This is a genomic window from Stenotrophomonas sp. 85239_Sma, assembly GCF_056481725.1.
The window spans coordinates 773,786-786,167 of the sequence record NZ_CM151163.1 but is presented as its reverse complement, the minus strand read 5'-3'; the positions used below and the strand labels follow the sequence as shown (position 1 = coordinate 786,167).

Below are 12,382 nucleotides of genomic sequence, written 5' to 3'. Positions count from 1 at the left end.
GGATGGGAGCGGCAAGGTTCAGTGCCTGCTCATCGGCTTTTGATAGCCTACGTCTATCAAATAGATGCAATCAATGGATTGTTCTTATCGCGAGTGAATCGGTAACCTAGCTCCTGTCGATTCACCCACTCCCCTTCACCAGAGGAAAAATGATGTCCCTCATCAACACCCAGATCCAGCCGTTCGAAGCCAACGCTTACCACAATGGCGAGTTCATCAAGGTTTCCGACAACAGCCTGAAGGGCCAGTGGTCCGTCCTGATCTTCATGCCGGCCGCCTTCACCTTCAATTGCCCGACCGAGATCGAAGACGCCGCTGACCACTACGCCGAGTTCAAGAAGGCCGGCGCCGAGGTCTACATCGTCACCACCGACACCCACTTCTCGCACAAGGTGTGGCACGAAACCTCGCCGGCCGTCGGCAAGGCCCAGTTCCCGCTGGTCGGCGACCCGACCCACCAGCTGACCCGCGCCTTTGGCGTGCACATTGAAGAAGAAGGCCTGGCCCTGCGCGGCACCTTCATCATCAACCCGGAAGGCGTGATCAAGACCCTGGAGATCCACTCCAACGAGATCGCCCGTGACGTCGCCGAGACCCTGCGCAAGCTCAAGGCTGCCCAGTTCACCGCCGCCAACCCGAACCAGGTCTGCCCGGCCAAGTGGAAGGAAGGCGAGAAGACCCTGACCCCGTCGCTGGACCTGGTCGGCAAGATCTAAAGCAGTACCGGCCTGCCGTGGCCCCACGCCACGGCGCGCCTTTCATCCCCGTGCCGGTCCCCCCGCCGGCGTGGGGGTGAACCCAAGACAGCCAACGCTCGCCCGCCTTGGCCAGCCAGCCCCTTCCACGGTCGCTGTCTTGGGTTCACCCCTACCCCCTGCTGGTCCGCTACCTTCTACAGCGGTGCCACGCCCCCTGTTTGCCTGAAGCCAGGAGAAGACCCGATGTTGGACGCCAACCTGCAGTCGCAGCTGAAGACCTATCTGGAGCGCGTGACCCGCCCGATCCAGATCACCGCGCACGCCGACGACGGCGCCAAGTCGCAGGAAATGCTGGAACTGCTGCAGACCCTGGAAAGCCTGTCGGACAAGATCTCGCTGCAGGTCCTGCGCGACGGCCAGGGCCGCGTGCCGTCCTTCGACCTGGGCACGCCGGGCCAGGACATCCACCTCACCTTCGCCGGCCTGCCGATGGGCCACGAGTTCACCTCGCTGGTGCTCGCGCTGCTGCAGGTCGGCGGCCACCCGTCCAAGGCCACCGCCGAGCTGATCGAGCAGGTGCAGAACCTGGAAGGCGAATACAAGTTCGAAACCTACTTCTCGCTGTCCTGCCAGAACTGCCCGGACGTGGTGCAGGCCCTGAACCTGGCCGCGGTGCTCAACCCGCGCATCCAGCATGTGGCCATCGACGGCGCCCTGTTCCAGGACGAAGTCGAGAAGCGCGAGATCATGTCGGTGCCGACCGTGTACCTCAACGGTGAAGTGTTCGACCAGGGCCGCATGACCCTCGAGCAGATCGTAGCCAAGCTGGACACCAATGCCAGCAAGCGCGACGCCGAGAAGATCGCCGCCAAGGACGCCTTCGACGTGCTGGTGGTGGGCGGTGGCCCGGCCGGCGCGGCGGCAGCGATCTACGCCGCACGCAAGGGCATCCGCACCGGCATCGCCGCCGAGCGCTTCGGTGGCCAGGTGCTCGACACCATGGCGATCGAGAACTTCATTTCGGTAAAGGAGACCGAAGGCCCGAAGCTGGCCACGGCGCTGGAACAGCACGTGCGCGAGTACGAGGTGGACATCATGAACCTGCAGCGCGCCAGCGCGCTGGTGCCGGCCGGTGAAGATGGCCTGGTGCAGGTGCAGCTGGAGAACGGCGCGGTGCTGAAGTCGCGCTCGGTGATCCTGTCCACCGGCGCGCGCTGGCGGCAGATGAACGTGCCGGGCGAAGACCAGTACCGCAACAAGGGCGTGGCCTACTGCCCGCATTGCGATGGTCCGCTGTTCAAGGGCAAGCGCGTGGCGGTGATCGGTGGCGGCAACTCCGGCGTGGAAGCGGCCATCGACCTCGCCGGCATCGTGTCGCATGTAACCCTGCTGGAGTTCGATTCCAGCCTGCGCGCCGATGAAGTGCTGCAGAAGAAGCTGCGCAGCCTGGCCAACGTCACCGTGCTGACCAGCGCACAGACCACCGAGGTGCTGGGCGACGGCAGCCGCGTCACCGGCCTGGTCTACAAGGACCGCGTCGGTGGCGACGCCCACCGCGTCGAGCTTGAAGGCATCTTCGTGCAGATCGGACTGCTGCCCAACACCGAGTGGCTGAAGGATGTGGTGGCGCTGTCGCCGCGTGGCGAAGTCGTCATCGACGATCGCGGCCAGACCAATCTGCCGGGCGTGTTCGCCGCTGGCGATTGCACGACGGTACCCTACAAGCAGATCATCATCGCCATGGGCGCCGGTTCGACCGCCGCACTGAGCGCGTTCGACCACCTGATCCGCTCGTCGGTGAGCAACAGCAGCGGTGCCGTTGCTGAAGCGGCCTGATCCACCGTTCCCAGATCACCGGGAGCATTGTCTGCCTGTCGGGTAACCATGCCGTCAGCCGGTCCGTTACCCCTGGGGTGTAAGGATGAACCTACGTGATCTGAAGTACCTGGTAGCCCTGGCCGACCACAAGCATTTCGGTCGGGCTGCCGCCTCCTGCTTCGTCAGCCAGCCCACGCTGTCGACGCAGATCCGCAAGCTGGAAGAAGAGCTGGGCCTGCCGCTGGTGGAACGCGCACCGCGCAAGGTGATGCTGACCCCGGCCGGCCAGGAAGCGGCGGCACGGGCACGGGTGATCGTGTCCGAAGTGGAACAGCTGAAGGAAGCGGCGCGACGCAGCCGCGATCCGGAGGCCGGTACGGTGCGCCTGGGGATCTTCCCGACCCTGGGCCCGTACCTGCTGCCACATGTGATCCCGCGCATCCGCGAGCGTTTCCCGGAGCTGGAACTGCTGCTGGTCGAGGAAAAGAGCGACGTGCTGCTGGACCGCCTGCGCGAAGGCAAGCTCGACGCTGCGCTGCTGGCGCTGCCGGTGATCGATGACCAGCTGCATGCCGAATTCCTGTTCGAAGAGCCGTTCCTGCTGGCCGTGTCCGGGCGCCACCCGCTGGCCCGTCGCGAACACCTGGACGTACAGGAACTGGCCACGCAGAAGCTGCTGCTGCTGGAAGACGGGCATTGCCTGCGCGACCAGGCACTGGAAGTCTGCCGCCTGTTCGGCGCCAACGAGAAGTCCGAGTTCCGCGCCACCAGCCTGGAGACGCTGCGGCAGATGGTCGCTGCCGACGTCGGCATCACCCTGCTGCCGAGCCTGTCGGTGCAGCCGCCGGTCCCGCGCTCGAACAACATCCGCCTGCTCGATTTCACCGGCGAAGGCCGTCCCAGCCGCCGCATCGCCATGGTCTGGCGGCGCAGCTCGGCCATGAACGACTTCCTGATGGAGCTGGCCGACCAGTTCAAGCGCCTGCCGCAGGCGCTGTTTACCCTGGAAGCGCTCAATGCCGCCAGCGATGCGGCGCCGCTGCCCGGCCCCGCGCTGAACGGCTGAGCCCCCGCAGCACCGGCCCGGAATCGGCAGGAGTCGATTCCGGCCGCATTTGTCCCCACAATACAGACAGGCGGCGCCAGCAGGTGCCGCCTTTTGCATGGCTTTCAACCAAGGAGCTTCACCATGAACACCGCCAGCGGCCTGCCGCCGTCGATCACCGTTTCTACCTTCGACATGGACCGCCTGGACGCCATGCTCGAATCCCCTGCGCTGAGCCAGACGCCTGCCGCGCTCGCGCTTGCTGAAGAACTCAACCGTGCCACCGTGCTGGCACCGCACCAGATTCCCGAAGGCATCGTCATGATGCATTCGCGCGTGGAGTGCGAAGATGAAGTGTCGGGCGAGAAGCATGTCCTGACCCTGGTCTTCCCCCGCGAAGCCAACGTCGATGAAGGCAAGGTTTCCGTGCTGGCCCCGGTCGGCAGTGCCCTGCTCGGCCTGTCGATCGGCCAGAGCATCGACTGGAATGCGCCCGGCGGCCGCAAGTTGCGCCTGCGCGTGACCGCGGTCCACAACGACCGCCCCTGATTACCGCTGCGCACCGCGCGCGATTCGATCCCCCTGCACCAGGAGCCGTAATGAGTACCCCGTCCAAACTGTCCCAGCTGCGCGAACTGTCCGTGGTGGTTGCCGATACCGGTGACTACGATGCCATCAAGCGCCTGCAGCCGGTGGACTGCACCACCAACCCGACCCTGGTGAAGAAGGCGCTGGACCTGCCGGTCTACGCCGAGCTGATCGAACGCGAACTGGCCTGGGGCCGCCAGCAGGCGGGCGACCGCGAAGCCGTGGTGAACGCCGTGGCCGACCGCCTGACCATCGGCGTCGGCGCGCTGCTGAGCACGCTGGTGCCGGGCCGCGTGTCCACCGAAGTGGATGCCGACCAGGCCCACGACACCGCCGCCACCGTGGCCAAGGCCCGCCAGTTCATCCAGATGTACGCCGATGCCGGCGTACCGCGCGAGAAGATCCTGATCAAGATCGCCGCGACCTGGGAAGGCGTGGAAGCCGCGCGCATCCTGCAGGCCGAAGGCATCGACTGCAACCTGACCCTGATCTTCAACCCGACCCAGGCGCTGGCCTGCAGCGAAGCCGGCGCGTTCCTGATCTCGCCGTTCGTCGGCCGCATCCTGGACTGGTACGTGGCCAACGGCCAGGCCCCGGCCAGCATCGACGAAGACCCGGGCGTGAAGTTCGTGCGAGGCGTATATGCCGAATTCAAGCGGCGTGGCTCGCCGACGGTGGTGATGGGCGCCTCGTTCCGTTCGACCGCGCAGATCGAAGCACTGGCCGGTTGCGACCGCCTGACGATTTCGCCGGACCTGCTGGAGAAGCTGGACGCCGACCACGGTGAGCTGCCGCGCAAGCTGGTGGCCGGTGCGGCCGATGGCGTGGCGGTGGCCCCGATCGATGCGGCGAAGTTCGCAGCCGACCTCGCGGCCGATCCGATGGCGACCGAGAAGCTGGCGACCGGTATCGATGCGTTTGCCAAGGATCTGCAGGCGCTGCGCGAGCGTATTCGCTCGGAACTGTGATCCCGGCCAACGGCTGAGCCCCTGGTGGCGGGGGCTTGGTCGCGAAATGCATGAAGCAACAGCCGCGCTGGGTCGGGCGGGTTGGGTTCGCGGGGGACGCCGTGAACCCGTCCATGGGGGCTTGGCCGCGGCATCCATGCCGCGGACACCCCCGCGAACCCAACCCGCCCGCCCTCTGACAGTTTCCTGTGGCCGCCCGCCACGGATGAAAGAAAGAAGAGCAAAAGCGGGTCGCGCGCTTCGCTTGCTCGCAGCCGAGCATGGCTACGCCGGTCGTCCTGACCGGCACCCTCCGGGCCGTCGCAAGCGACGTTGGCAGCGGCTCCTGCCGCTGCCTTCCGCTCTACAGAAAGCACTGCAGGATCAAACAAAAAGGACGCGGTGAACGCCGCGTCCTTTTTCTTTTCCACCAGTTCGTCAATAACCCGTGCTCTTGCCCACCGTCACCGGGAAACTGTCGGAGGTGGGGCGGTGTGGGTGGGCAGGACCGTTGGCGCCATGGATGGCGCCATCGAGCCCCCAGGGGTGAGGGCGCTTTGCTTGCGAAGCACTGCTTCGCAGGCGCCCGAACGCACAGCCGCCAGCGGCTGGGCCGGACCCCGGAGGGGGGGGTACGGCGTGTCCTGCCCACCCACGCCGCCCCGCCCAACCCGCAGCACCCCAGAGCCGCTTTGGCTTTGGCTTTGGCTTTGGCAGTTGCTTTCAGCTTCTGCCCGCCGCAGGCGGACCACCGCGCGTCAGCGCGGCGCCTCCACATCCAACCCGATCGGGCAGCTCACGCCGGTGCCGCCGATGCCGCAGTAACCGTTCGGATTCTTCGCCAGATACTGCTGGTGATAGTCCTCGGCGTAGTAGTACGCCGGCGCCGGATACACGATCTCGGTGGTGATCGGGCCATAGCCAGCGGCGTCCAGCTGGGACTGGTAGGCCTCGCGGCTGGCCAGCGCGGCCTTGTACTGGGCCTCGTCGGTAGCGTGGATCGCCGAGCGGTACTGGGTGCCGGTGTCGTTGCCCTGGCGCATGCCCTGGGTCGGGTCGTGGCTTTCCCAGAACAGCTGCAGCAGCCGGTCCAGGCTCACCACCGCCGGATCGAACACGACCTGCACCACTTCGGTGTGGCCGGTCAGGCCCGAGCAGACCTCTTCATAGGTCGGGTTCGGGGTGATGCCACCGGCATAGCCGACCGAGGTGCTGTACACGCCCGGTTCGGTCCAGAACTTACGCTCGGCGCCCCAGAAACAGCCCAGCGCAAAGCGGATCTGCTGCAGGCCGGCGAAACGGTCCTTCAGCGGATGGCTGTTCACGAAGTGCTGGTTGCTGTGCAGCGGTAGCGGTTGGTCACGCCCCGGCAGCGCCTCTTCCGGGCGCGGCAGGCGCTGCTTGAAGGCGCCGATACCGAGGATGCCCTGGCCAATTCCCAACATGATGCGCTCCTACGCCGGAAGACCGGCTATATCGTCTGCATCCGAAATGGGGGCATCCGGTGCATGCCCCAAGTCCAGTGCCGCCACGATGTCCTCGGCCTGCGGGCGTGCGGCATCCGGGATTCCCACCCGCAGTACACCAAACAGCGGCAGCTCGCCCATGCCACCCAGCAACGACTCGCCGAACACGAACGCCGGGATGCCGGCATCCTCCAGCGCGTGCTTGACCAGATGGGCGTCGAACAGGTTGTCGGCCTTGTACACGATGTGCATGCGGCGGCTCCGTGGGACAGGATTCCAGCATACGCCCGGGGGCTGAATGGTGGTGGTGACGGCGCATGACCGTTCCGCCGGCCAGCGGCCTGCACGCGGTAATGCCGGCCGCTGGCCGGCACTCCCATACCCCACCGGGCAGCCCCGCCCCGTACGCGCTAGACTGTTGGTCTTTCTGCCTTTCTCTTCGCCGACTCATGTCCGAGCACACCCCCGCCAGCCCCGAGACCCCCGCCGACAGCCACGAAAAGCGCGATTTCATCCGCCAGATCGTGCGCGAGGACCTGGCCAGCGGAAAGCACCAGGCGATCAAGACCCGCTTCCCGCCGGAGCCGAACGGCTACCTGCACATCGGCCACGCCAAGTCGATCTGCCTGAACTTCGGCATCGCCGGCGAGTTCAGCGGCGTCTGCAACCTGCGCTTCGACGACACCAACCCGGCCAAGGAAGACCCGGAATACGTGGCCGCGATCCAGGACGACGTGCGCTGGCTGGGCTTCAGCTGGAACGAACTGCGCCACGCCTCGGACTATTTCCAGACCTACTACCTGGCAGCCGAGAAGCTGATCGAACAGGGCAAGGCCTATGTCTGCGACCTGTCGGCCGAGGAAGTGCGCGCCTACCGCGGCACCCTGACCGAGCCGGGCCGCCCGTCGCCGTGGCGCGACCGCAGCGTCGAGGAGAACCTCGACCTGTTCCGCCGCATGCGCGCCGGTGAATTCCCGGATGGCGCGCGCACCCTGCGCGCGAAGATCGACATGGCCAGCGGCAACATCAACCTGCGCGATCCGGCCCTGTACCGCATCAAGCACGTCGAGCACCAGAACACCGGCAATGCGTGGCCGATCTATCCGATGTACGACTTCGCCCATGCGCTGGGCGATTCGATCGAGGGCATCACCCACTCGCTGTGCACGCTGGAGTTCGAAGACCACCGCCCGCTGTACGACTGGTGCGTGGACAACGTCGATTTCGCCCACGACGACGCGCTGACCCAGCCGCTGGTCGACGCCGGCCTGCCGCGCGAAGCGGCCAAGCCGCGCCAGATCGAATTCTCGCGCCTGAACATCAACTACACGGTGATGAGCAAGCGCAAGCTGATGGCGCTGGTCACCGAACAGCTGGTGGACGGCTGGGAAGACCCGCGCATGCCGACCCTGCAGGGCCTGCGCCGCCGTGGCTACACCCCGGCCGCGATGCGCCTGTTCGCCGAGCGCGTGGGCATCAGCAAGCAGAATTCGCTGATCGACTTCAGCGTGCTGGAAGGCGCGCTGCGCGAAGACCTGGACAGCGCCGCGCCACGCCGCATGGCCGTGGTCGACCCGGTCAAGCTGGTGCTGACCAACCTGCCGGAAGGCCATGAAGAACAGCTGACCTTCAGCAACCACCCGAAGGACGAGCGCTTCGGCAGCCGCGAAGTGCCGTTCGCACGCGAAGTGTGGATCGACCGCGAGGACTTCGCCGAAGTGCCGCCGAAGGGCTGGAAGCGCCTGGTGCCGGGTGGCGAAGTACGCCTGCGCGGCGCCGGCATCATCCGCTGCGATGAAGTGATCAAGGATGCCGACGGCACCATCACTGAGCTGCGCGGCTGGCTGGATCCGGAATCGCGTCCGGGCATGGAAGGCGCCAACCGCAAGGTCAAGGGCACCATCCACTGGGTCAGCGCCGTGCACGGCGTGCCGGCCGAGATCCGCCTGTACGACCGCCTGTTCTCGGTGCCGAACCCGGACGACGAATCGGAAGGCAAGACCTACCGCGATTACCTCAACCCGGAATCGCGCCGCACCGTCACCGGCTATGTCGAGCCAGCCGCAGCCAGCGCCGCCCCGGAACAGTCGTTCCAGTTCGAACGCACCGGCTACTTCGTTGCCGATCGCCGCGACCACACGGAGGCCAAGCCGGTGTTCAACCGCAGCGTGACCCTGCGCGACACCTGGTCGGCCTGAGGACCTGCGCGGGCGCCAGGACGGCGCCCGCACGACCGCGACGATGATCACCGCCCTTTCCGCCCTGCTCTGGTTCCTGACGCAGCACCCGCTGCTGACGTTCTTTTCGGCGATGGTGCTGGCCGGGCTGGTCTCGTGGTGGCGGCGCTTTCCGGGCTACGCCATCGTGGTGTTCCCGCTGGCGATGCTCAACATCTTCCTCGGCCACTTCGTCAACGCCGCCTTCCTGAACGTGGTGGGCGAGCGCGGTGAAGCGGTGATCGTGAAGTCCGAGCGCACCAGTTCGACGATGAACGAGCAGTACATCTGGCGCTACGAAGCGGTGCTGCGCACCGCCGAGGGCCGCGATGTGGAGGTGGTGTTCCACACCAACACCGCCTCGTTGTGGCCGCTGGAGAACGCGATCCGCATTCCCGCGCCCGACCAGCCGTTCGTGGTGAAGTACACGCCGGGCTTCCCGCGCAACTTCGTCATCCTCACCAACGAATCCCCGCACGGCATCGCCCAGGCCCGTGCCAGCGCGCGCGAGCGCGTGGAGGTGGCGGCACGCAAGCTGCATTTCAGCCCGGGCAACGCGGATTTCCGCGCGGACTATCGCCGCGAGCTGGAAACCTGGCTGCGCGATCATGGCAGCGACCCGCAGCAGCAATCCGACGCGCAGCGATATCGCGCCGAACTCGACGCGCTCGAGCGCTAGTTCCAGGCCCTGCCTGGATGTTCCGCCCCATCCATCCACAGGCCTGACATGACCACGACCTCCACCGCCCTTCTCCCGCTGCTGCAGCAGGTCCTGCAGGACGCCGGCATCGCCAGCCACGCCGACGGTGGCGCGCTGCTGCTGGACAGCGGCCTGCGCCTGACCCCGCATGCGATGGCCGCGCATGCGCGCGGCAACGGCGGCTGGCAGACCTCCACCGTCATCGAGGCCCAGCATCCGGTGTTGTTCGCCGATGGCCTGTTCGAGTACCAGCACGCCAACGGTGCCGACGAACAGGCCTCGCTGCTGTCCGGCTTTCAGACCTGGATGCGGGTGGACCTGGCGACCCTGCAGACCGCGATCGGCGCCGAGGACGCGCAGGGCCTGCCGATGATGGGCCTGGCCTACCCGGCCGGCGATGACGGCGAGGAACACCAGCGCACCGTGGTGCTGGGGCCGTTGGCGCACTACCGCGCGCAGGAGGTGGATGCATCCACCTGCAGCGAAGACGACCATGGCTCCTGTCCCTGCTGCCTGTTCACCCGCAGCATGGATGCCTTCGACGAGCTGCTGAAGGCCCGCTCGTTCCTGGCGATCCGCCTGTTCGCCTCGCGCGATGCCGAAGGCCTGTGCGAAGCCGATTGCCGGGTCAATGGCCACGACTTCGCCGCCGCCCTGCCCCTGCTACGCGCCTATGCCGCCAGCTGGCCGCAGGCCGGGCTGGAATTCCGCAAGCAGTACGTGGTGATCCGCACCGGCTCGCCAGGCTGACCCATCGCCACACCCGATACAGGCCGGTGCAGCTACACTGCGCGCCGGTTTCCCCAAGCAACCGCACCTTCTTCCATTCCCTACGAGGCACCCCGCGATGCTGTACGCGCAAGTCCACCTGACCCTTCCCGCCTGGATCCACGACCAGATCGACCTGGATCGTCGATATCCGGGCGACGAGGCCAAGGTCGCACTGGCGATCGAGCTGTCGCGGTTGAATGTCGAGCACGCCAGTGGCGGCCCGTTCGGCGCGGTGGTGTTCGGGCCGGATGACAAGGTCATCGCCGCCGGCGTGAACCGGGTGATGCCGCACGCAACCTCGCTGGCGCACGCCGAGAACATGGCCTACATGCTGGCCCAGCAGCGCCTGCAGACCCCGCGCCTGAACGCGGTACTGTCGCCGGTCACCCTGGCCACCAGTTCGCAGCCGTGCTGCCAGTGCTACGGCGCGACCGTGTGGGCCGGCATCGACCGCCTGCTGATCGGTGCCAACGCGGCCGACGTCGAGGAACTGACGCCGTTCGACGAAGGCCCGCTGCCGGCCGACTGGGTCGGCGAGCTCAACAAGCGCGGCATCGAAGTGGTGCAGGGCCTGAACCGCGATGCCGCACGCAGCGTGCTGCGTGCCTATGGGGAAAGCGATGGCGCCCGTTACTGAAACCGGCATCGGCCTGCTGTGCCTGTGCCGGCAGGGCTTCGAGCCCGAGCTGGCCGGCGAGCTGCAGTTCCGCGCCGGTGAAGCCGGTTTCGCCGGCTACGCGCGTACCCAGCGCAACGACGGCTATGTGCTTTTCATGTGCGACGAAGCCGCTGCCCTGGCGCCACGGCTGCGCTGGCGCGAGCTGATCTTCGCGCGACAGAAGCTGGTGGTACTGGCCGAGCTGCCGCAGCTGGACCCGGCCGACCGCATCACCCCGATGCTGGAGGTGCTGGCCGATGCGCCGCGCTTCGGTGACCTGTGGGTGGAACACCCCGATTCTGACGCCGGCAAGCCGCTGTCCGGGCTGGCGCGTGCCTTCGGCAATGCGCTGCGCCCCGCGCTGCGCAAGGCCGGCAAGCTCAGCGACAAGCCGAACAACCGCCTGCCGCGCCTGCACGTGGTGTTCGTCGACGGCACCCACGCCTTCGTCTGCGTGGCTGATCCGGCCGACAGCGCGCCGTGGGCACTGGGCATCCCGCGCCTGAAGCTGCTGCCCGAAGCGCCTTCGCGTTCGGCACTGAAGCTGGACGAAGCATTGCTGACCCTGCTGACCCCGGAAGAACGCGAAGCACTGGCCAAGCCCGGCATGCGCGCGGCCGATCTCGGCGCCGCACCCGGCGGCTGGACCTGGGTGCTGACCCGCCAGCACATGCACGTACTGAGCATCGACAACGGCCCATTGCGCCAGCACGTGCTGGACACCGGCCTGGTCGAGCACCTGCGCGCCGATGGCTTCCACTGGCACCCGGAACAGCCGCTGGACTGGATGGTCTGCGACATGGTCGAGCAGCCGCGCCGCGTGGCCGAGCGGATGGCCACCTGGTTCCGCGAGGGCTGGTGCAGGCATGCGATCTTCAATCTGAAGCTGCCGATGAAGAAGCGCTGGGACGAGACCCGGCTGTGCCTGGACCTGTTCCAGGACCAGGCCGGCAAGCCGCTGGTGGTCCGCGCCAAGCAGCTCTATCACGATCGTGAAGAGATCACCGTGCTGGCGTCGCCGCTGCGCTGAGGCCGTCGTGCCCGCCGGGCGTGGCCCGGCGCTACCGAGGAATGGGACCATGCGATACCGCTCGATTCCGATACTGATCGCCCTGCTGGCAACTGCAACGGCCCTTGCACAGCAGCTGCCGTCCATGCCGGCGCAGGTCCAGCCGCTGGGCCCGACCGGCGGCGCCATCCGCCAGCAGCCACTGGGCGCCGGCCAGGTCACCGGCAGCGTCGAGATTGCACAGCCGGCTGGCGAGGCACAGGTGACCGTGCGTTCGCTGGAACCGAGCAGCGTGGTCGGCCAGTACCGCATCCACTTCGCTGCGCTGGACGTGAATGGTGATGGTTTCATCAGCCGCGAAGAAGCGCAGGCCAACCCGGCGCTGGCCGATGAATTCAATTCATTGGACCGCAGGCATCGCGGCAAGCTGGATCGCTCCGACCTGGCCGGTTGGCTGGTCGACTGA

At 66.9% G+C, this 12,382-nt stretch carries 13 protein-coding genes; 11 read left to right on the top strand and 2 right to left on the bottom strand.

Features of this window, described 5'->3' with window-relative positions; genetic code table 11:
- Nucleotides 1-152 precede the first annotated feature (152 nt).
- The 5 genes from ahpC to ACYKG1_RS03510 all read left to right on the top strand — a co-directional run bounded on the left by ahpC (nucleotide 153) and on the right by ACYKG1_RS03510 (nucleotide 5,117).
- Nucleotides 153-716 carry an alkyl hydroperoxide reductase subunit C gene (ahpC, locus tag ACYKG1_RS03530; RefSeq protein WP_014036055.1) on the top strand — a complete coding sequence of 188 codons (564 nt, stop codon included), beginning with the start codon at nucleotides 153-155 and terminating at the stop codon, nucleotides 714-716.
- 225 nt (nucleotides 717-941) lie between these two features.
- The gene (gene ahpF / locus ACYKG1_RS03525; RefSeq protein WP_100471353.1) at nucleotides 942-2,534 is read left to right on the top strand and encodes an alkyl hydroperoxide reductase subunit F; all 1,593 of its coding nucleotides are present in this window, start codon (nucleotides 942-944) and stop codon (nucleotides 2,532-2,534) included.
- Nucleotides 2,535-2,619: 85 nt separating this feature from the next.
- A complete protein-coding gene (locus ACYKG1_RS03520; RefSeq protein ID WP_100471352.1) occupies nucleotides 2,620-3,582 on the top strand; it encodes a LysR substrate-binding domain-containing protein in 963 nt (320 codons plus the stop codon).
- 123 nt (nucleotides 3,583-3,705) lie between these two features.
- Nucleotides 3,706-4,110, top strand: coding sequence for a nucleoside diphosphate kinase regulator (gene rnk, locus ACYKG1_RS03515; RefSeq protein WP_478471879.1), 405 nt, complete (start codon nucleotides 3,706-3,708; stop codon nucleotides 4,108-4,110).
- Between the two features lie 50 nt (nucleotides 4,111-4,160).
- Nucleotides 4,161-5,117 (top strand): transaldolase, encoded by a 957-nt coding sequence (locus ACYKG1_RS03510; RefSeq protein WP_478471877.1) that lies wholly within the window; start codon nucleotides 4,161-4,163, stop codon nucleotides 5,115-5,117.
- A gap of 737 nt (nucleotides 5,118-5,854) precedes the next feature.
- On the opposite strand, the gene msrA is transcribed toward ACYKG1_RS03510, so the two are convergent.
- Entirely contained in the window at nucleotides 5,855-6,520 is a 666-nt protein-coding gene (gene msrA, locus ACYKG1_RS03505; protein WP_478472695.1) for a peptide-methionine (S)-S-oxide reductase MsrA, read from the bottom strand.
- A gap of 30 nt (nucleotides 6,521-6,550) precedes the next feature.
- Nucleotides 6,551-6,814 carry a putative signal transducing protein gene (locus ACYKG1_RS03500; RefSeq protein WP_010481810.1) on the bottom strand — a complete coding sequence of 88 codons (264 nt, stop codon included), beginning with the start codon at nucleotides 6,812-6,814 and terminating at the stop codon, nucleotides 6,551-6,553.
- A 197-nt stretch (nucleotides 6,815-7,011) separates the two neighbouring features.
- Between ACYKG1_RS03500 and ACYKG1_RS03495 the strand changes: the two genes are divergently transcribed.
- The 6 genes from ACYKG1_RS03495 to ACYKG1_RS03470 all read left to right on the top strand — a co-directional run bounded on the left by ACYKG1_RS03495 (nucleotide 7,012) and on the right by ACYKG1_RS03470 (nucleotide 12,382).
- Nucleotides 7,012-8,760 (top strand): glutamine--tRNA ligase/YqeY domain fusion protein, encoded by a 1,749-nt coding sequence (locus ACYKG1_RS03495; protein WP_478471875.1) that lies wholly within the window; start codon nucleotides 7,012-7,014, stop codon nucleotides 8,758-8,760.
- Between the two features lie 43 nt (nucleotides 8,761-8,803).
- The gene (locus ACYKG1_RS03490) at nucleotides 8,804-9,457 is read left to right on the top strand and encodes a hypothetical protein (protein WP_100471347.1); all 654 of its coding nucleotides are present in this window, start codon (nucleotides 8,804-8,806) and stop codon (nucleotides 9,455-9,457) included.
- Nucleotides 9,458-9,505: 48 nt separating this feature from the next.
- The gene (locus ACYKG1_RS03485; RefSeq protein ID WP_100471346.1) at nucleotides 9,506-10,228 is read left to right on the top strand and encodes a DUF6348 family protein; all 723 of its coding nucleotides are present in this window, start codon (nucleotides 9,506-9,508) and stop codon (nucleotides 10,226-10,228) included.
- A gap of 97 nt (nucleotides 10,229-10,325) precedes the next feature.
- Nucleotides 10,326-10,886: a nucleoside deaminase gene (locus tag ACYKG1_RS03480; protein ID WP_100471345.1), complete on the top strand. Its 561-nt coding sequence runs from the start codon at nucleotides 10,326-10,328 to the stop codon at nucleotides 10,884-10,886.
- Nucleotides 10,870-11,937, top strand: a complete 1,068-nt coding sequence (gene rlmM, locus ACYKG1_RS03475) for a 23S rRNA (cytidine(2498)-2'-O)-methyltransferase RlmM (protein ID WP_087921587.1) — start codon at nucleotides 10,870-10,872, stop codon at nucleotides 11,935-11,937. Before ACYKG1_RS03480 ends, rlmM begins: the two co-directional genes overlap by 17 nt.
- Nucleotides 11,938-11,986: 49 nt before the next feature.
- Complete coding sequence (locus ACYKG1_RS03470; protein WP_100471343.1) at nucleotides 11,987-12,382, top strand: EF-hand domain-containing protein; 396 nt, start codon at nucleotides 11,987-11,989, stop codon at nucleotides 12,380-12,382.